The organism is Bradyrhizobium sp. LeoA1Lang (assembly GCF_055413685.1).
This window is the reverse complement of the sequence record NZ_JBVAPG010000064.1, coordinates 26,311-46,365: the sequence shown is the minus strand read 5'-3', so window position 1 is coordinate 46,365 and position 20,055 is coordinate 26,311. Positions and strand designations below refer to the sequence as shown.

Genomic DNA, 20,055 nt, shown 5'->3' with positions numbered 1-20,055 from the left:
AGACCGCATCGCGGATCGCGTGCAGCATCTCCATGTCTTCCGGGTTCGGATTGTATTTCGGAAAGGTATGGTCGAGCTCGGTGTCGAGCGGGATCACCTCGCAGCCGATCTTCTCCAGCACCTGCGGTGCAAACGCGCCGGCGGTGCCGTTGCCGCAGGCGGCCACCACCTTGAGCTTGCGCGTCAGCTTTGGCCGGTTGGTGAAGTCGGCGATGTAGCGCGCCGGGAAATTCTCGTGGAATTGATACGCGCCGCCGGCCTTGTTCTCGAAGCTCGCGCCGAGCACGATCTCCTTCAATCGCGTCATCTCGTCGGGGCCGAAGGTCAGCGGGCGATTGGCGCCCATCTTGACCCCGGTCCAGCCATTGTCGTTGTGGGAGGCGGTCACCATCGCGACGCAGGGCACGTCGAGGTCGAACTGCGCGAAATAGGCCATCGGCGTCACCGCGAGCCCGATGTCGTGCACCTTGCAGCCCGCAGCCATCAGGCCGGAGATCAACGCATATTTGATCGCGGCGGAATAGCCGCGGAAATCGTGACCGGTCACGATCTCCTGCTTGACCCCGAGTTCCGCGATCAGCGCGCCGAGCCCCATGCCCAGCGCCTGCACGCCCATCAAATTGATTTCCTTGCCGAACAGCCAGCGCGCGTCATATTCGCGAAACCCGGTCGGCTTCACCATCGGCTCGGATTCGAAGGCATAGGTGTTCGGGAGGAGCACCGGTTTTGGTCTTGGAAACATGCAGTCGTCTTTCTGAGAGACAGTCAGTTGTTCGGGAGATCAAATCGAGACAGCATCATCGCGATTGCACGACGCGCCCAGCGCGACCCACGCGGTCCTTCATCGCGGAAATAGAAACGCCTCAGCTAGACCGCCGCGCCCGTCGTGCCGAGGCCCAAGCCGACATCGAACAAGTCGCGCCGATCTGATAGCGCCAGGCTGCGCAATTCGCCGAGCGTGCCGCGCGCGGCCGAGCAATGGCTGCATTTGACGATCGCGGAGGGCGGGGCGAGCTCACCATCGTCGATCACCACGCCGATGCTGTCGCATTCAATGCATACGAGCTGAAAACTCATTTTCGAAATTCAATCCACCGGACGCTGCAAATTGTCGACGAAGCAAGCCTCATGCCAGCAATGCATCGCCATGCGGCCGAGGTTATCCGGACGATCGTGGCATTTCAATGTGACGTCTGTTTTAACCCTAAGCGCTCAGCGCAAACGCTCCGCGTTTGTCGCGAGGGAAAACCGGTCTCCACTTTTCCGGATCATGCTCAAGGCCGCAGCGCCGACGGCGGCTCCTGCGCACCGTCGGGGCGTATTCCCTTGAACCGGTTGAGCGGGCCGCGCAGCAGCAATTCCACGAAATGGGCGATGGCAATCCCGGAGAGCCCGCCGCCGGCCTTGACCAGCGCGTCGATGAGGCGGCCGTGCCGATCCGGCGTCAGCAGTTGCAGGGCTTCCAGCGCGAACGCGCTGCCGATGACGACTGCGATGATCAAGACCAGCCGGTTGGGATAGGCCCGCACGAATGCAAATCCCATCAGCGCGAACGCTGTGAAATGCTCGAACTGGGGACCTGCGACGACAGGGCGGTCTTGAAGCGGGGAAAGCGTCGCGAAGGCGATGAAGGCGAGCACCAGCCAGGCGGCGCCCAGGGACAGTCGTTGATTCATAGGTTGTTGCTAAGCAAAAACGGGGCCGAGCTCAACCCACGCACGATCGCTGCCGCACGTATGGCAGCGCTATCAGCCGATATCGTTAACCCGGCGGCTGTTCAGCCGGTCCAAATCTGCTATCAAGCCGCGGAAATGAACAAAAAGTAACATGACACCGTTCATCTTGTTCATAGCCCGTTCACGCCGGTGGGTCTCATCTTAGCTAAGCTGCGACTCGCCATCGGAGGCCAAATTGCGCCTACTCGTCGTTGAGGATGATCCGGATCTCAATCGCCAGCTTACGACCGCGCTGACGGATGCCGGCTATGTGGTCGATCGTGCTTTCGACGGCGAGGAGGGGCACTATCTCGGCGACAGCGAGCCCTACGATGCCGTCGTCCTCGACATCGGTCTGCCGAAGATGGACGGCATCTCGGTGCTGGAAGCCTGGCGACGCAACGGCCGCGCCATGCCGGTCTTGATCCTGACCGCGCGCGACCGCTGGAGCGACAAGGTGCAAGGTTTCGACGCCGGCGCCGACGATTACGTCGCAAAGCCCTTCCACATGGAAGAGATTTTGGCGCGCATTCGTGCCCTGCTGCGTCGCTCGACCGGCCACGCCCAGTCCGAATTGACCTGCGGCCCGGTGACACTGGATACCCGCACCGGCCGTGTCAGCGTCTCCGGCAACCCGGTGAAGATGACCTCGCACGAATACCGGCTGCTGGCCTATCTGATGCACCACACCGGGCGCGTAGTGTCGCGCACCGAGCTGGTCGAGCATCTCTATGACCAGGACTTCGACCGCGACTCCAACACCATCGAAGTGTTCGTCGGACGCATCCGCAAGAAACTCGACGTCGACATCATCCAGACCGTCCGCGGCCTCGGCTATCTCCTGACGCCGCCGCCGAGCGGCGCGTAACCGCCCCGGCGCCGCTGGTCGCCGGGCTTACTTTTTGATCGCAGCATGATCTTATCCGAAAACCGGTGCCCACCCCGCATCAAATGCGGGGCCAGCCTTTTCGGGATCATGTTCTGATGCGTGGAAGCTCGCTCGCCACCCGCCTGTTCCTGTCGGCGACCGCATGGCTGGTGGTGATCCTGGCGATCACCGGCTTCATCCTGTCCTCGGTGTATCGTGATGCGACGGAGCGTGCCTTCGACCGTCGCCTCAACCTCTATCTCCGCACCCTGATCGCCGAGGTCGCCACGCCTGACGAGCCGGCGGACCACCAGTTCCAGCTCGGCGAACCGCTGTTCGAACTGCCGCTGTCCGGCTGGTACTGGCAGATCCTGCGCACCGACGTGGAAAAGGGCGAGACGCGCGCTTCGCGCTCGCTGTGGGACAAGAAACTGCCGAAACTGGAGGATCAGGGTTTTGAGCTGACCCCCGCCGGCATTCGCATCGGCTATGTCGATGGCCCCGAGGGACAGACGCTGCGCATGGTCGAGCGTCCGGTCGATCTTGGCAGCGACGGCAGGTTCCTGGTCGGCGTCGCCGGCGACGCCAGCGAGATATTCGACGAGACGCGCAGCTTCGACTACTACCTCGGCGGCACCTTCACCTCGCTTGGCATCGTGCTGTTGCTGACTACGATCTTCCAGGTCCGTTTCGGCCTGGCGCCGCTCAAGCGCATTTCGGAGGCGATCGCCGATATCCGCTCCGGCCGCGCCGAACGGCTCGAAGGCAAGTTTCCGGTGGAGATCGCGCCGCTCGCGCGCGAGACCAACGCGCTGATCGACGCCAACCGCGAGATCGTCGAGCGCGCGCGCACCCATGTCGGCAATCTCGCCCACGCGGTCAAGACGCCCTTGTCGGTGATCGTCAACGAGGCCGCGACGCATGCCGCCGATCCCTTTGCCGCCAAGGTGCTGGAGCAGGCCGTGGTGATGCGCGACCAGGTCACCCATCACCTGGAGCGCGCCCGCATCGCCGCGCGCGTCACCATCGTCGCCACCGTCACCGAAGTGGCACCAGCGTTCGAGGCGCTGCAGCGAACCATGGAAAAGATCCACCGCGACCGCGACATCACCATCGAGCTGAAGGCCGACCCATCGGCGAAATTCCGCGGCGAGCGCCAGGATCTCGAGGAGATGGCCGGCAACCTCGTCGACAATGCCTGCAAATGGGCGGCCTCTCAGGTCTTCATCGAGGTCCTGGTCGAGCCGCCGGCGGAGCCGGGTGCGGGCCCGCGGTTGCATATTATCGTCGACGACGACGGGCGCGGCTTGTCGGCCGCCGAGCGCGCCCAGGTGTCGCGGCGCGGCCAGCGGCTCGACGAATCCAAGCCGGGCTCGGGGCTCGGGCTTTCAATCGTCACCGATCTCGCAGGCCTCTACGGCGGCTGCCTATCGCTCCGCAATGCGCCGATCGGCGGCTTGCGGGCGGAGCTGGAATTGCCGGGCGTTTGAAAGCCGGGGAGCCGCCGCGAGGGGCGCCCGTGCATCATTTCCTAAACGCCTTCTTAACGCGCGCCCTCCTATCATGCCGAGCCGATGCGCTTCTGCGTCGCCATCACAAGCACTCAATCACCCCAGGCCCATGAGCCAGACACCAATCGAGCGGCTGAGGGATTATCTCGCGCAGCTTCCGCCGCAATCGCAGGCGCTGCTGATGCGCGAGTTCGAGCGCGCGGTGGAGCGCGGCGAGGACGTCAACGTCGCCACCCTCGTGCTCGAGCAGTTACGCAAGATCGTGCGCCGGGCCGAGGAGGAGGCGACGCGCCCCCGCGGCGATGATCCGGCGCGCCTGCTGTTCCGTCCGCTCGAGCCGTTCCTGGCCGAAGGCAATTTCCCGATCCGGCCGGGACAGGTCCGCCGCACCTCGCTGCTGCCGATATGGCAGTGGCTCGGCCGTGAAGGCGCGCCTGATGCGACCCGCGAATTCGAGGCCGCGCTTGTGAAGGCGCATGACAGTGGCGCAACTTCGGCCGCCGAGGCCGCAGCCCGCAAATACCAGCTCGCCGCAGCGGAGGCGGTCGTCAAGGTCGCGACGCCAGTCCCGGGCGATGACAAGCAGCGGGCGCTGTCGCGCGTCGGCCCGCCCAATGTGGTCGAAGACCTGGTGTCGATCGGGCTGGTGTTGCGCACGCGCGAGGCGCTGGAGACGCTCGGCAGCCGGCTTCCCAGCCAGCTCCGGATGTTCGGCGAAACCCAGATCGCCTCCGTCACCGCGGCGCTCAACGTCCCTTCGCTGCAGACGCCGCAATTGCTTCCGTTCGCGCTGTCGCTGGTGATGCAGCGCCTGGTCGCGCCCTGGCAGATCATCCGCCTCGCGATCAAGATGGCGGCTTCCGACGACGAGATCCGCGTCGCCGCTACGCCCTATGGCGTCGCCGTCACGATCGCCTTGCACGATCTCTCCTATCTCGCGGCCTGCTTGCGCAGCGACATCCGGCGCGGTCATCTCGACAATGTCGGGGATCAACTGAAGACGCTGCATGACGGTGTGCGCGGCCTGCGTACGGAGCTCGATTTGCGCAACGAATCCACCTGGGGCAAGCAACTGACCTCGATCCGGGCCGACATCTCCAACTCGCTGCAATCGGAGATCGACAGCGTTTCCGGCCGGGTCCGCCGCATCCTGCGCCAGCGCCCGGACAAGGATATCTCCGCCGCCGCCCGGATCGACCCGACCGAAGTCGAGGAGGTCGCCGCCCTCATCGATTTCGTTGCGGTGTGCCGCACCTATGCGAGCGAGCTTGCCATCAACGAGGTGACGCTGCGCACCTATTCCGACCTGCAGCAATATGTCGAGCAGTCCACGGAGGCGCTGGTGCAGTCCTTGCGCGCCGGTGACCATCGGGTGCGCGGCTATCGGCAGCAACAGGCCAGCGCAGCGATCCGGTTCTGCGAGGTCCTGTTCGGCCATGACTACGCTTCGCTGATGAACCGCGCCGCGGAAAACGCCATGACCGGCGAGCGCAAGTCGTCCCGCGCCGGCTGATCCTCATTTTGACGGTTTTCCTTCTGCGAACCGATATCGGGTTCGCGCGAAAATACGGTTGCTCCCGCAATTTCGCCCTCCGGTCGGTTACGGAGGACGGTTCCGATCCAGCAATTGTCAATTGCTCCTCTTCCCGCCGGTAGTGTAAAGCGGCACATCGGTACCAGCTTTCGGTGCCGTTCGCCCGGGAACTCGTTGATGACACTGTGGTTTGTGTTCGCGCTGATGACGGTCGCGGCGATCTTCGCCGTGCTTTGGCCGCTTGGTCGCGCGACGCCTGCGACATCCGGCGGCAGCGAGGCCAATGTCTACAAGGACCAACTCGCCGAGATCGAGCGCGATCTCGCCTCCGGCTTGATCGGGGCATCGGAAGCCGAAGCGGCGCGGGTCGAGATCGGCCGACGCTTGCTTGCCGCCGTGGATAGCGAGGCCGCGGCGGCGCCGAAAGCCAACCTGCCGCTGCGGCGCTCGGCCGCCGTGGCCGCGCTGGTCGGACTGCCGGTGATGGCGGCGGCGTTCTATCTTGCCCTGGGCTCGCCACAGCTCGGCGATTTTCCGCTCGCCGCGCGCAGCCGCATGGCAGACGTCAATCAGCCGCTCGCCAATCTGGTGGCGCAGGTGGAAGCGCATCTTGAGAAGAATCCGACCGATGGACGCGGCTGGAACGTGCTGGCGCCGGTGCTCTCCAGGCTCGGCCGTTACGACGACGCGGTGCGCGCCTATCGCAATTCGATCACCTATAACGGCGACAGTTCGGAACGCCGCGCCGATCTTGGCGAAGCGCTGACCGGTGTGGCCGGTGGTGTCGTCACCGCGGAGGCCAAGGCCGAATTCGAACGCGCCGTGGCGCAAAATGCCGACGATCCCAAGGCGAACTACTTCCTCGGGCTCGCCGCCGAGCAGGACGGCCGCAAGGCCGACGCAGCTTCGATCTGGCGCGGGATGCTCGCCAAGGCGCCGGCGGATGCGCCGTGGCGGTCGCTGGTGCAGGCCTCGCTGACGCGGGTCGGCGGCGGTGTCGTCGCGCCAGCGCTGTCAGACGAGACCATGGCCGCGGCCAAGGACATGGGCGCGGACGACCGTTCCGCGATGATCCGCGGCATGGTCGACCGGCTCGCCACGCGCCTGAAGCAGGACGGCAACGATGTCGAGGGATGGCTGCGGCTGGTGCGGGCCTATATGGTGATGGGCGAGCGCGACAAGGCGGTTGCCGCGCTCACCGATGCCCGCCAGGCGGTTGCCAATGATGCCGAACGCTTGCGCCAGCTCAATGAAGGCCTGAAGAATCTCGGGCTGGATGGATGACATGCGCACAGACAGGACCATAGGGAACCATGACGCGTAAGCAGCGGCGTTTGGTGATGATCGGCGGCTCGCTGGCGGTGCTCGCAGTGGCGGCTGCGCTGGTGCTCAGCGCCTTGCGCGATTCCATTGTGTTCTTCTCCACGCCCTCGATGGTTGCCGAAAAGCACATCTCCGCCGGGAAGCGGTTCCGCCTCGGCGGCCTTGTGCAGCCCGGCTCGCTCAAGCGCGGCGACAACCTCGCGGTGACGTTTGAGGTCGCCGACGGGAGCGCCACGCTGCCGGTTGCCTACAAGGGAATTCTGCCGGACCTGTTCCGCGAAGGGCAGGGCGTCGTCGCCGAGGGCGCGCTCGATCAATCCGGCGTGTTCCGCGCCGACACCGTGCTCGCAAAGCATGACGAGACCTACATGCCCAAGGAGGTCGCCGACGCCCTGAAGAAGCAGGGCCACTGGAAGGACGATTACGGCAAGCCCAGCGCCTCGGCCGAGACGCAGCCGGTGCAGGGGGCGATGCGTTGATCGCGGAAGCCGGACATTACGCGCTGGTGCTGGCGCTCGGGCTGGCGCTGATCCAGTCGGTCGTGCCGATGCTTGGGGCCCGCTGGGGCGATGTCGCGCTGATGAACGTCGCGCGCTCCACGGCGCTCGCGCAGCTCCTGTTCGTTGGCGCCTCGTTCATGGCGCTGGTGACGCTGCACGTGACCTCGGATTTCTCCGTCGCCAACGTGTTCGAGAACTCGCACTCGATGAAGCCGCTGATCTACAAGATCACCGGCGTCTGGGGTAACCACGAGGGATCGATGCTGCTCTGGGTGTCGATCCTGGCGCTGTTCGGCGGCCTCGTCGCCGCCTTCGGCAACAACCTGCCGCTGACGCTGCGCGCGCATGTGCTCGCCGTGCAGGCCTGGATCGCGAGCGCCTTCTATCTCTTCATCCTGCTCACCTCGAATCCGTTCCTGCGCATCGCCAATCCGCCGATCGAGGGCAGGGATCTGAACCCGGTGCTGCAGGATATCGGCCTCGCCGTGCATCCGCCGATGCTCTATCTCGGCTATGTCGGCTTCTCGATTTCGTTCTCCTTCGCGGTCGCCGCCCTGATCGAGGGCCGCATCGATGCCGCCTGGGCGCGCTGGGTGCGGCCGTGGACGCTGCTGGCCTGGATATTCCTCACGCTCGGTATCGCGATGGGCTCGTACTGGGCCTATTACGAGCTCGGCTGGGGCGGCTGGTGGTTCTGGGATCCCGTCGAGAACGCCTCGCTGATGCCCTGGCTCGCCGGCACGGCGCTATTGCATTCGGCGGTCGTGATGGAGAAGCGGAACGCGCTAAAGGTCTGGACCATCCTGCTGTCGATCCTGACCTTCTCGCTGTCCTTGCTCGGCACTTTCCTGGTGCGCTCCGGCGTCCTGACCTCGGTGCACGCATTTGCGACCGATCCGGCGCGCGGCGTGTTCATCCTCTTGATCCTCTGCCTTTTCATCGGCGGCAGCCTGTCGCTTTATGCGGCCCGGGCGGCGTCCTTGAAGCAGGGCGGCCTGTTCGCGCCGATCTCGCGCGAGGGTGCGCTGGTGCTCAATAACCTGTTCCTGACCACGGCCTGCGCGACCGTGTTCATCGGCACGCTCTATCCGCTGGCGCTCGAGGTCCTGACCGGCGACAAGATCTCGGTCGGCGCGCCGTTCTTCAACCTGACCTTCGGGCCGCTGTTCGTGCCGTTGATGATCGCCGTGCCGTTCGGCCCCTTGCTGGCCTGGAAGCGCGGCGACCTGCTTGGCGCCGCCCAGCGCCTGACCGCGGCCGGCATCGCCGCGCTGATTGCGATCGCGGTGCTGTGGTCCTGGACGCATGGCGGCAGCACCTTTGCGCCGCTCGCGATCGGGCTTGCGGTATTCGTCGTCGCCGGCGCGCTCACCGACCTCGCCGAGCGCATCGGGCTGTTTCGGCTTCCGTTCGGCACCTCCGTGCAGCGGGCGCGCGGCCTGCCGCGCGCGGCCTGGGGCACGGCGTTCGCCCATGCCGGCGTCGGGATCGCCCTGATCGGGATCGTCTGCGAGACCACCTGGAACAGCGAATATATCGGCACCATGAAGCCGGGCGATTCCGCGAAAGTCGCCGGCTACGAATTGAAGCTCGACGATCTCGGCCAGCGCCAGGGGCCGAATTTCCGCGAAATGGTGGCGAGGTTCACGGTCGGCCTCGACGGCAAGACCCTCAGCGTCATGACCCCGTCGAAGCGCAATTTCACCACGCGTGGCGCGTCCACCACCGAGGCCGCGCTGCTGACGCGTGGGGTGAGCCAGCTCTATATCTCGCTCGGCGATATCGCCGCCGATGGCGGCATAGCCGTGCGCATCTATCACAAGCCCATGGTGCTCTTGATCTGGTTCGGCCCGGTCCTGATGGCCTTTGGCGGCTTCTTGTCGCTGTCCGACCGGCGCCTGCGCGTCGGCGCGCCAAAGCCGGCCAGGGCCGCGCGCGCATTGCAGGCGGCGGAGTGATGCGAAAGGCGCTTGCCGTTTGTGCGCTGGTGGTCGCCGTGTTGCTCGGCGCACCGGCGGCGTTCGCCGTGCAGCCCGACGAGATCATGGCCGATCCCGCCAAGGAAGCCCGGGCTCGGGAGCTGTCGCGCGAGCTGCGCTGCATGGTGTGCCAGAACCAGTCGATCGACGATTCCGAGGCGCCGCTGGCGCGCGACCTGCGCATCCTGGTCCGCGAGCGGATCGCGGCCGGCGACAGCGACCGGCAGGTGATCGATTTCCTGGTGGCGCGCTACGGCGAGTTCGTGCTGCTCAAGCCGCGCTTCAATCCGCATACGCTGCTGCTCTGGCTGGTGCCGCCGCTGGTACTGGTCGGAGGCGGCGTGGCGCTTTGGCGGCTTGGCCGCCGCCGGCCAGCCGCCCCGGCGGCCGCCACAACCGGCGCCCATCTCACCCCCGAAGAGGAGAGCCGGTTGGCTGCGCTGATGTCGGAGGAAGCGCCGGAGGAAAGGCGGACCTGACCTACGTACTGTTACGTAGGTCCATACGCTCCGGCTTCTGCCGCAGCATTCATCTAATCTTGACCTTTTGTGCGGAACTTGGCCTCGCCCCTTCGTCCAGAGCATGACCTGCGAAGATCGTGTTCACAAAGAGATGGAGCGTGATGATGCTTCGTCATAACGCTCTTGAGCAAGCCGATGTTTTCCAACAGCAATTTGACTATCCGCTTCCTCGTCGCATCCGTCGTCATTGCGCTTCTGGTGCTGCTTGGGATCGGCGGCGGCACGGGCTTCATCGCCGTGCTCTACCTCAACAACGAGATCACGGCGCTTGCCGCTGAGTTCAAATCGCTGAGCGGCCCGGGCCGCGAGCACGCCATGCAGATCTATCAGGAAGCGCAGACCGCGTTCTCCTACTTCCTGATCGCCTGCGGTGCGATCGCCGTGATCGCGCTTACGGTTTGCCTGACGACCTATTTCGCCGTTCGGGACGGCGTCATGCGGCCGCTCGCCGCCATGGTGCATGCGATGCGCGAGGTGGCCGAGCAGAAGTACGAGACGCCGATTCCGGGCCTCGGCAGGAGCAATGAAATCGGACTGCTCGCGGGCGCGCTCGAAGTGTTCAAGACCAACGGGATCGAACGCCAGCGGCTAACCGACCAGGAACTGCGCGACGCCCACAACCAGCGCGAGCGTACCCGCTACCTCGACGAGAAGATCCGCGACTTCAACGGCCTCGTCGCCAATGTCGTCGGCAGCGTCGCGGCATCGGCCGTTCGCCTCAGGGGTAACGCCGAAACGCTGTCGCGTGCCGCCAACGAGACCAGCCAGAAGGCGAGCGCGGTTGCCAGCGCAGCCGGCCAGGCCAGCACCAGCGTCCAGACGGTAGCGACTTCCACTGAGCAGATGACGACCTCGATCGCGGCGATCAGCCAGCGCGTCACCGACGCCACCCAGCGCGCCGAGGGCGCGGTGGCGCAGGCGCGCCAGAGCGCCGACACCATCCACGCCCTCTCGGACGCGGCCGAGAAGATCGGGGCCGTCGTGCAGTTGATCCAGACGGTTGCCTCGCAGACCAACCTGTTGGCGCTCAACGCCACCATCGAAGCCGCGCGCGCCGGCGAGGCCGGCAAGGGATTTGCGGTGGTCGCCTCCGAGGTGAAGAACCTCGCGAGCCAGACCAGCAAGGCGACCGAAGAGATCTCGCAGCAGGTCGCGAGCATCCAGGCAATCACGGCGGAAACGCGCGGCGCCATCGACGGGATCTCGAACACGATCGCCGAAATCAGCTCGATCATGTCGGGCATCGACGTCGACACTGCACGCCAGCGCAACGCCACCCAGAACATCTCCAGGAACGTCCAGGACGCGGCGAGGGGAACCATGGACGTGACCAACCACATCGTCCAGATCACCACCACCTCGTCCGACACCGGCCGCATGGCCGGCGAGGCCAAGGATTCCGCGGTCGACCTGTCGCAGCAGGCGGATATCCTCAAGCGCGAAGTCGAGGGTTTCATTGCCAGCGTCAGGGCGGTCTGACCGCTCGCGATTTTGCGACCCCGGAACCCTCCGGGCGGAGTTAGCCGCAAGCGCTGCAGCTCGCGGCTAACTCATTGGCGAAGCTGCGATATTCTGCCGCACCCGGTCTCGTCTCTATTACAAAAGTTTAATTCCGCAGCCAGCGCGCCGTAAGGCTGACGCCCCCATGTTTAAACACGTCCGGTGCTTGCCCCCGCACCTTTCGAATTCTGGCTCTTGGAGATTTTTAGAATGACCGAACGACCCACCGATCTTTCGTCTCTGCCGTCTTACGGCGCGCCGCGGCGTTCGCTGTTCTCGGCCCGCAGATTTGCGTTGATGGCTTCGGTCGTCGCCGGGCTCGGCGTCGCCGCCTATGGCTTGAGCCCGCAGCACACGCCGAGCGATCTGTTCGCCAGCCCGGCGCAGGCGCAGGTCAACAACGAGGTCCGCAAGGTTCAGCAGCCGGTCGGCTTTGCCGACATTGTCGAGCGCGTGAAGCCGTCGGTGATTTCGGTCAAGGTCAATATCGGCGAGAAGCTCGCCAAGGACGACAGCAATGAGGACTCGCCGTTCCCGCCGGGTTCGCCGATGGAGCGTTTCTTCCGTCGCTTCGGTGGACAGGATGGGCTCCCCCCGGGCATGCGCGGCGGACCGCGTGGCCGTGGCATCGTGACCGGCCAGGGTTCGGGTTTCTTCATTTCGGCTGACGGCTTTGCCGTGACCAACAACCACGTCGTTGACGGCGCTGATAAGGTCGAGGTCACGACCGATGACGGCAAGACGTATTCGGCCAAGGTGATCGGCACCGATCCGCGTACCGACCTCGCGCTGATCAAGGTCGAGGGTGGTTCCAACTTCCCGTTCGCCAAGCTGTCCGACACCAAGCCGCGGATCGGCGATTGGGTGTTGGCGGTCGGCAACCCCTTCGGGCTGGGCGGCACGGTCACCGCCGGTATCGTCTCGGCCTCCGGCCGCGACATCGGCAACGGCCCGTACGACGATTTCATCCAGATCGACGCGCCAGTGAACAAGGGCAACTCCGGTGGCCCGGCGTTCGACGTGTCCGGTGAGGTGATGGGCGTCAACACCGCGATCTATTCACCCTCCGGCGGCAGCGTCGGCATCGCCTTCTCGATCCCGGCCGCGACGGTGAAGAACGTGGTCGCTCAGCTCAAGGACAAGGGCACGGTCAGCCGCGGCTGGATCGGCGTCCAGATCCAGCCGGTGACCTCCGACATCGCCGACAGCCTCGGCATGAAGAAGGCCGAAGGCGCGCTGGTGGCGGAGCCCCAGGCCAATGGTCCGGCGGCCAAGGCCGGCATCGAGTCCGGCGACGTCATCACCGCCGTCAACGGCGAAACGGTCAAGGATGCGCGCGAGCTCGCCCGCACCATCGGCGGCCTGGCGCCCGGCAATGCGGTGAAGCTCAACGTCCTGCACAAGGGCCAGGAGAAGACCGTCAACCTCACGCTCGGCCAGTTGCCGAACACGGTTGAGGCCAAGGCCGATAACGACAACAGCGATCGCGGCTCTTCCTCCCGCGGCACCGACGTGCCGAAGCTCGGCCTGACGGTGGCCCCCGCCAACAGCGTGGCCGGCGCCGGCAAGGACGGCGTCGTGGTGACCGAGGTCGACCCAAAGAGCGCCGCGGCCGAGCGCGGCTTCAAGGAAGGCGATGTCATTCTTGAAGTCGCCGGCAAGAACGTCACCAGCGCCGGTGATGTGCGCGATGCGATCACCTCCGCACGGAACGACAACAAGAACAGCGTTTTAATGCGTGTAAAGAGCGGCGGTTCGTCGCGCTTTGTGGCAGTGCCGCTGGCGAAGGGTTAAATAAGAGATGGAAGGCGTCGCCGGCAATCGTCGCCCCCGCCGACGGCCCTTCCTGGGGAGCGAGCCGCAATGCTCGCCCCCTCTTGCTACCTTCCGGTGGAATGCGCCCCCCTCCGTCGGAAGGCCTAGGGCGGTGAAGTCCCCCAGCTTCACCGCCCACTCTTTCCCCTCCAGCATGATCCGGAAAAGCGGAAGCCGGTTTTCCGGAAGGATCATGCAAATCAACGCGAACGCGCGCGGCCGTCTTGCATGTGCAGGGCGGCCGCGCCATGCTGAGAGGAAACCAATCCCGTGACCGCCACCGCACCTTTAGCCGCACCCCAGATGCGCCTCCTGATCATCGAAGACGATCGCGAATCCGCCGACTATCTCGTCAAGGCGTTCCGCGAAGTCGGCTATATCGCCGACCTCGCCGACGACGGCGAGGAGGGCCTGTCGATGGCCGAAAGCGGCGACTATGACGTCCTCGTCGTCGACCGCATGTTGCCGAAGCGGGACGGCCTGTCCCTGATCGGAACGCTGCGCGAGAAGGGGAACCGCACGCCGGTGTTGATCCTCTCCGCGCTCGGCCAGGTCGACGACCGCATCAAGGGCCTGCGCGCCGGCGGCGACGACTACCTGCCGAAACCCTATTCATTCGCCGAACTGCTGGCGCGCGTCGAAGTGCTGTCGCGCCGCAATGTCGGCCCGGCGGAAGAGACGGTCTATCGGGTCGGCGATCTCGAGCTCGACCGCCTGTCGCACCGCGTCGCCCGCGGCAAGGACGAGCTGACGCTGCAGCCGCGCGAGTTCCGCCTGCTCGAATATCTGATGAAGCATGCAGGCCAGGTGGTGACGCGCACCATGCTGCTCGAGAATGTCTGGGACTATCACTTCGATCCGCAGACCAACGTCATCGACGTACACATCTCGCGCCTGCGCTCCAAGATCGACAAGGGTTTTGAGCGGCCGTTGCTGCACACGATCCGCGGCGCGGGGTACATGATCCGCGACGGGATACGGTAACAGCGGACGCGTTGAATACGTCTGCTACGCTCTGGCTCAACTTGCAGAACGCATACGACGCTCAGACAGCAACGCGCGGCAGCAACAGCTTGGGTAGCATCATCCGTGACGGCATTCGGTAAACTGATCCGCACCACGGCGTTCCGGCTGACGCTGGTCTATCTGTTCTTGTTCGCGCTGTTCGCCGCTTCGCTGCTCGGCTATTTCGCGTGGAATACGCGCCGCCTGATCACCGAGCAGATCACCTCCACCGTCAATGCCGAGGTCGGCGAGGTCACCGAGATCTACAACCGGCGCGGCCTGCGCGGCCTCGCGCTCACCATCGGCAACCGGGCGCTGCGGCCGGGCGCGAACCTCTACCTCGTGACCGCACCGAACGGGCAGGCGATCGCCGGCAATGTCGGCTCGTTGGCGCCGGGCGTGATGGGAATGGAGGGCTGGACCGAGACGGCCTATCGGCGGCTCGACGACAACGACAACACCGATCACCGCGCGCTGGTGCGCGTCACGGAGATGACCAACGGTTTCCGGCTGCTGATCGGACGAGACCTTGAGGAGCGGCGGCGGCTGTTCGGCATCGTCGCCAAAGCCGCGCAATGGTCGATCCTGGTCGTGGTCGTGCTCGGCATCGGCGGCGGCATCTTCGTGGCGCGGCGGGTGCTGCAGCGGATCGATGCGATGACCGGCACCGCGCAGCGCATCATGGCCGGCGATCTCTCCGACCGCCTGCCGGTCGGCCGCAGCGGCGATGAGCTCGACCGTCTCGCCGAGAACCTCAACGCCATGCTGGAGCGCATCGAGGCGCTGATGACGGGGCTGAAGGAGGTCTCCGACAACATCGCCCACGACCTCAAGACGCCGCTGACGCGCCTTCGCAACCGCGCCGAGGAGGCATTGGCGCGCGCCAGGAGCGAGGCGGATTACCGGGCGGCGCTGGAGCGCACCATTGAGGAATCCGATGGCCTGATCCGCACCTTCAATGCACTGTTGATGATCGCACGGGCGGAGTCCGGGCAGGCGCGCGGCAACATGGATGATTTCGACGCGGCCGACGTCGCCGCCGGCATCCATGAGCTCTATGAGCCGCTCGCCGAGGATGACGGCATGAGCCTGCATGTGAAGACCGCGCCCAGCGCGATGCATGGCAACCGTGAATTGATCAGCCAGGCGCTCGCCAACCTCGTCGAGAACGCGATCAAGTATGGCAAGCCGGTGGTGCAGCCGATCGACTCGGAGGCGGCCGCCGCAGCCAAGGAAATCCTGATCGAGGCGCGGCGCGAGGCCGACTCCGTGCTGCTCAGTGTCACCGACCACGGTCCCGGCATTCCCGAGGCCGACCGCAAGCACGCAGTCGAACGATTCGTCCGGCTCGAGGCGAGCCGCACGCTGCCGGGTTCCGGGCTCGGGCTGAGCCTAGCCGCGGCGGTCGCGACACTGCACGGCGGCGAGCTCAGGCTCGGCGACGCCCGTCCCGGCCTGGTCGCGACGCTGGTGCTTCCGGCGCGGGCCGGCGCGGCCGACAGGCTTGCGGCCCAAACGCAGGATGTGCCACAGAAGGCGGCATGAATGCTTCCGCGCCGGGCTCCGCGGGACATCGTCTGGCCGCGCGGTTCGCGGACGGACCGTATGTGTCCGCGCCCATCCAAGCCGAACAGCGCCTGACAGACTGGCTCGCCGAACTCGAGCCGGCGCAATCGGCTGCGCTCGCCGAACTGCTCGGCTATCCCTTCGCCAGGCGCATCCTGCTCGGTATTGCGGAATGCTCGCCGTTCCTGTTCGAGCTCATGCGCGTCGATCCGGCGCGGCTGATCCGGCTGCTCTCCTGCGACCCGGAGCCGCATCTGGCCGGCCTGATCGAAAAGACCTCGCACGACGTGTTCGCCGCCTCGGGCGAGGCCGAGGTGATGCAACTGCTCCGCCGCATGAAGGCGGAGGCGGCGCTCCTGATCGCGCTTTGCGACATCGGCGGCGTCTGGCCGGTCACACGGGTCACCGCCGCGCTGACCGACCTTGCGGTCGCCTCCGTGCAGTCGGCGCTGCGCTACCTGCTGCGTCAGGAGATGGCGCGCGGCCGCCTCCGTGCGCCCGACGCCGACCATCCCGAAGAGGGCAGCGGGCTGATCGTGCTCGCGATGGGCAAGATGGGCGCAGGCGAACTGAACTATTCCAGCGATATCGATCTCATCGTCTTCTACGATCCGGCCGCGACCTCGCTGGCCGACGACATCGAGCCGCAGCCGTTCTTCGTCCGCGTCACGCAATCGATGGCGCGCATGCTGCAGCAGCGCTCCGGCGATGGCTATGTGTTCCGCGTCGACCTGCGGCTGCGGCCTGATCCGGCGTCGACGCAGGTCGCGATCTCGACCGATTCGGCGCTGAACTATTACGAGCGGGAAGGGCGGACCTGGGAACGCGCCGCGATGATCAAGGCGCGCCCCTGCGCTGGCGACAGCAAGGCGGGCGAGGTGCTGGTTGCGGAAATCGCCCCCTTCGTCTGGCGCAAGCATCTCGACTTCGCCGCGCTTGCCGATGTCCACGACATGAAGCGGCAGATGCAGACCTACCGCGGCCAGAGCGAGATCGCGGTCGAGGGCCACAACGTCAAGGTCGGCCGCGGCGGCATCCGCGAGATCGAGTTCTTTGCCCAGACCCAGCAGTTGATCGCGGGCGGACGGCATCCGGAATTGCGGGTGCGGCCGACGCTCGAGGCGCTTACCATGCTCGCCTCCAGCAACTGGATCACCTTTGAGGCGCGCGACGAACTCGCTGCGGCCTATCAGTTCCTGCGCCGTGTCGAGCATCGCTTGCAGATGATCGCCGACGAGCAGACGCACACGTTGCCGGAGGATCCCGCGGCGATCGAGCGCTTCGCTCATTTCCTCGGTTATACGAGCAGGGCCACGTTTGCGATGGAATTGCTCGCGCATCTCAACATCGTGCAGGGCCACTACGCCAAGCTGTTCGAGGGCGACGAGCCGACCGGCACGGCAAAGCTGCCGAAGGCGAACTACGGCGCCGGCCCTGAAGACCAGCGGCTGCTCGAGCATCTCGTCAGTCTCGGCTTCGAGAAGCCGGTTGCGGTCGCAAAGACCGTGCAGCAATGGATCGAAGGCGACTATCGCGCGCTGCGCGTGGAGGCGACGCGCAACGCTTTCCTCGAATTCATTCCGGGCCTGATCGACGGCCTCGCGCATGCCGAGGAGCCGGACGCTGCGGTTGTGGCGTTCGACCGTTTCCTCGGGGCGCTACAGCGGGGCGGACGGCTGATCACCCTGCTCAGCCAGAACCGCGACCTGGTCGCGCTGGTGGCGCTGATCCTCGGCGCCGCGCCGCGGCTCGGCGACATGCTGGCGCGGCAGCCGCAGATCATGGACGGGCTGATCGATCCGCGCTTCTTCGGCGCGATGCCGGACCAGCGCGAATTGTCGGAGCGGCTCGCGATCACGCTCAAGGACGCCGGTTCCTACGAGGACTTCCTCGATCGCCTGCGGCTGTTCGGCCAGGAAAGCCTGTTCCTGATCGGCACGCGGATCCTCTCCGGCACGGTGTCGGCGCAGCAGGCGAGCGTCGCCTTCGCCGACGTCGCCGAAGGCATCGTGCACACCGTGCATGGCCTTGTCACCGACCAGTTCGCCACGCAATACGGCCGCATCAACGACCAGGAGACCGCGATTCTCGCCATGGGCAGGCTCGGCAGCCGCGAGATGACGGCGTCCTCCGACCTCGACCTGATCCTGCTCTACGACTACGACCACGAGCAGCCGGACTCCGACGGCGCCCGCGCGCTGCACGGCGCGCAGTATTTTGCCCGCTTCACCCAGCGCCTGATCTCCGCCTTCACGACACGGACCAATTACGGCGTGCTCTACGAGGTCGACATGCGGTTGCGCCCGTCAGGCCGCGCCGGCCCGCTGGCGTCACGGCTCGATTCCTTCGCCGAGTATCAGGAGCGCGAGGCCTGGACCTGGGAGCACATGGCGCTGACGCGCGCGCGCGTGATCTCGTCATCGCCGGCGTTCCGCGAGAAGATCGAAGACATCATCCGTCGCGTGCTGACGCGCAAGCGCGATGCGGCCGCGACCGCCAACGACGTCGTCGAGATGCGGCGCGCGATCGCGCTCGAGAAGGGCGAGGACGACATCTGGGACCTGAAGCTCGCCGCAGGCGGCCTCGTCGACATCGATTTCATCGCGCAATATCTGCAGCTCGTGCACGCTGCCGAGAAGCCCGACATCCTCAGCGTTTCCACATTGCAGGTGCTCGACAACGCCGCAAAGCTCGGCGTGCTCGGCCAGTCGGAGGCCGAAGTGCTGCGCTCGGCCGCGCGACTCTATCATGACCTGACGCAGATCCTGCGGCTTTGCGTGACCGGCAAATTCAATCCCGAAACCGCCGGTGACGATCTGCTACGCGTGATGGCGCGGGCAGGCGACACGCCGGATTTCTCCGCCCTCGAAGCCGGCGTGCGCGAGACGCAAGGTGAGGTGAGGCGGGTGTTCAACGCGCTGGTTGGCGGACGTTAGGCGCAGCGCCGATCGCCATAAATTCGGTGTCGTCCCGGGCTTGACCCGGGACCCCATAACCACAGGCGTTTGTAATGTGCTCCGCCACAACCGCTTGCTCGCGCCACAACGCGATCCTGTGGTTATGGGTCCCGGCGTTCGCCGGGACGACAGTGCCGTAGGGTGGGCAAAGCGGAGCGTGCCCACCACCCACGGTCGGTGAAGAAAGGTGGGCGCGCTGCGCTTTGCCCACCCTACAATTCCGTGGCTTACGCCTTCTTCAAGCTCTTGAGCGCCTCGTGGACGTACGGATCAAGCCCCGCGCCGCCGGCGTCGAGATGGGCGAAGATCGCCTTGCGCATCCTTGGGTCCCAGAACTTCTTGATATGCTCGGCGATCCCCGGCACCGCGCGCTCATGCCCCTGGTTCTGGAAGAACTTGCCGATCTGGTTGGCCATGTAGATCAGTCGGTCAGGCGACATGGACGGCCTCCCTGGCATCGGCGCGGGTCGCGATCCGCTCCGCATGCGTGAATACCTCGAACCCGTCGGTGCGCGCGATCGCCGCAAGCGTGATGCCGGCGGCGTCGGCCATGCGCACGGCAAGCGCTGTCGGCGCCGATACCGCGACCATCAGCGGCGCGCCGATGGTTGCCGTCTTCTGCACCATCTCGACCGAGACGCGGCTCGTCAACGGCACCATGCCCTCGCTGGTCGGCACTCTCGTCTGCGCCAGTGCGCCGGCGAGCTTGTCGAGCGCATTGTGGCGCCCGACATCCTCGCGCAGCGCGACGATGCCGCGCGCCGGCGTCCAGAACGCAGCGGCATGCACCGCGCGGGTCCTGAGATTGATCGCCTGCAGCGGCGCGATTGCCGCCATCGCGGCCATGATCTCGCGCGGCGAGAAGCTGCGGCCCATTGGCACGATCGCCGCCGGACGAACCGCTTCCGCGATCGAATCGATGCCGCAGATGCCGCAGCCCGTCGGGCCTGCGATGTGCCGCCGCCGCTCGTTGATCAGCGCGGCCTTTTCGGGCGCCAGCCACATCCGCAGCTCGATGCCGTCATCGAGTTCGATGACATCGAACGTCTCGATCTCCTCGGCGGACTGAACAATGCCCTCGCAGAGGCTGAAGCCGACGGCAAAGTCGCGCAGGTCTTGCGGCGTGCCCATCATCACGGCGTAGGTGCCGCCATTATAGGTCAGCGCCAGCGCCGTCTCCTCGGGGATCTGGCGCGTGCCTTCGCTCAGGCTGCCGTCGCGCCAGACCTGCCGTTCCGCGCTGGTGACGGGATCGTGCATC

General features: G+C 65.8%; 17 protein-coding genes. 12 read left to right on the top strand and 5 right to left on the bottom strand.

Annotation, left to right across the window (positions count from 1 at the left end; all coding sequences use genetic code 11):
• The 3 genes from ACZYOF_RS21850 to ACZYOF_RS21840 all read right to left on the bottom strand — a co-directional run.
• On the bottom strand, positions 1-742 hold a 742-nt coding region (locus ACZYOF_RS21850; RefSeq protein WP_463717068.1), incomplete at its 3' end, for a phosphohexomutase domain-containing protein.
• A 125-nt stretch (positions 743-867) separates the two neighbouring features.
• Positions 868-1,077, bottom strand: a complete 210-nt coding sequence (locus ACZYOF_RS21845; RefSeq protein WP_130584128.1) for a hypothetical protein — start codon at positions 1,075-1,077, stop codon at positions 868-870.
• A gap of 197 nt (positions 1,078-1,274) precedes the next feature.
• Entirely contained in the window at positions 1,275-1,676 is a 402-nt protein-coding gene (locus tag ACZYOF_RS21840; RefSeq protein WP_463717067.1) for a VanZ family protein, read from the bottom strand.
• 235 nt (positions 1,677-1,911) lie between these two features.
• Between ACZYOF_RS21840 and ACZYOF_RS21835 the strand changes: the two genes are divergently transcribed.
• The 12 genes from ACZYOF_RS21835 to ACZYOF_RS21780 all read left to right on the top strand — a co-directional run bounded on the left by ACZYOF_RS21835 (position 1,912) and on the right by ACZYOF_RS21780 (position 18,773).
• Positions 1,912-2,583: a response regulator transcription factor gene (locus tag ACZYOF_RS21835; RefSeq protein ID WP_282526265.1), complete on the top strand. Its 672-nt coding sequence runs from the start codon at positions 1,912-1,914 to the stop codon at positions 2,581-2,583.
• Between the two features lie 116 nt (positions 2,584-2,699).
• On the top strand, positions 2,700-4,073 hold the full coding sequence (locus tag ACZYOF_RS21830) for an ATP-binding protein (protein ID WP_463717066.1): 1,374 nt from the start codon (positions 2,700-2,702) through the stop codon (positions 4,071-4,073).
• A 130-nt stretch (positions 4,074-4,203) separates the two neighbouring features.
• The gene (locus ACZYOF_RS21825; RefSeq protein ID WP_282526267.1) at positions 4,204-5,607 is read left to right on the top strand and encodes a hypothetical protein; all 1,404 of its coding nucleotides are present in this window, start codon (positions 4,204-4,206) and stop codon (positions 5,605-5,607) included.
• A gap of 198 nt (positions 5,608-5,805) precedes the next feature.
• Entirely contained in the window at positions 5,806-6,912 is a 1,107-nt protein-coding gene (ccmI, locus tag ACZYOF_RS21820; RefSeq protein WP_394567052.1) for a c-type cytochrome biogenesis protein CcmI, read from the top strand.
• Positions 6,913-6,941: 29 nt separating this feature from the next.
• Positions 6,942-7,430 (top strand): cytochrome c maturation protein CcmE, encoded by a 489-nt coding sequence (gene ccmE, locus ACZYOF_RS21815; RefSeq protein WP_130582456.1) that lies wholly within the window; start codon positions 6,942-6,944, stop codon positions 7,428-7,430.
• On the top strand, positions 7,427-9,409 hold the full coding sequence (locus ACZYOF_RS21810; RefSeq protein ID WP_463717065.1) for a heme lyase CcmF/NrfE family subunit: 1,983 nt from the start codon (positions 7,427-7,429) through the stop codon (positions 9,407-9,409). The genes ccmE and ACZYOF_RS21810 overlap by 4 nt, the downstream gene beginning before the upstream one ends.
• Positions 9,409-9,909, top strand: coding sequence for a cytochrome c-type biogenesis protein (locus ACZYOF_RS21805; protein ID WP_463717064.1), 501 nt, complete (start codon positions 9,409-9,411; stop codon positions 9,907-9,909). Before ACZYOF_RS21810 ends, ACZYOF_RS21805 begins: the two co-directional genes overlap by 1 nt.
• Before the next feature lie 177 nt (positions 9,910-10,086).
• On the top strand, positions 10,087-11,430 hold the full coding sequence (locus ACZYOF_RS21800; protein ID WP_463717063.1) for a methyl-accepting chemotaxis protein: 1,344 nt from the start codon (positions 10,087-10,089) through the stop codon (positions 11,428-11,430).
• 231 nt (positions 11,431-11,661) lie between these two features.
• Positions 11,662-13,245, top strand: a complete 1,584-nt coding sequence (locus ACZYOF_RS21795) for a Do family serine endopeptidase (protein WP_282526272.1) — start codon at positions 11,662-11,664, stop codon at positions 13,243-13,245.
• Positions 13,246-13,569: 324 nt separating this feature from the next.
• Positions 13,570-14,250 (top strand): response regulator transcription factor, encoded by a 681-nt coding sequence (locus ACZYOF_RS21790; RefSeq protein WP_027581499.1) that lies wholly within the window; start codon positions 13,570-13,572, stop codon positions 14,248-14,250.
• 105 nt (positions 14,251-14,355) lie between these two features.
• Complete coding sequence (locus ACZYOF_RS21785) at positions 14,356-15,816, top strand: ATP-binding protein (protein ID WP_463717062.1); 1,461 nt, start codon at positions 14,356-14,358, stop codon at positions 15,814-15,816.
• A complete protein-coding gene (locus ACZYOF_RS21780; RefSeq protein ID WP_463717061.1) occupies positions 15,813-18,773 on the top strand; it encodes a bifunctional [glutamine synthetase] adenylyltransferase/[glutamine synthetase]-adenylyl-L-tyrosine phosphorylase in 2,961 nt (986 codons plus the stop codon). Before ACZYOF_RS21785 ends, ACZYOF_RS21780 begins: the two co-directional genes overlap by 4 nt.
• A 248-nt stretch (positions 18,774-19,021) precedes the next feature.
• Here the strand turns inward: ACZYOF_RS21780 and ACZYOF_RS21775 are convergent, their stop codons facing one another.
• Both ACZYOF_RS21775 and fdhD read right to left on the bottom strand, forming a co-directional pair.
• Positions 19,022-19,234: a formate dehydrogenase subunit delta gene (locus ACZYOF_RS21775; RefSeq protein WP_165421207.1), complete on the bottom strand. Its 213-nt coding sequence runs from the start codon at positions 19,232-19,234 to the stop codon at positions 19,022-19,024.
• Positions 19,224-20,054 (bottom strand): formate dehydrogenase accessory sulfurtransferase FdhD, encoded by an 831-nt coding sequence (gene fdhD / locus ACZYOF_RS21770; protein ID WP_463717060.1) that lies wholly within the window; start codon positions 20,052-20,054, stop codon positions 19,224-19,226. The genes ACZYOF_RS21775 and fdhD overlap by 11 nt, the downstream gene beginning before the upstream one ends.
• Position 20,055 lies beyond the last annotated feature (1 nt).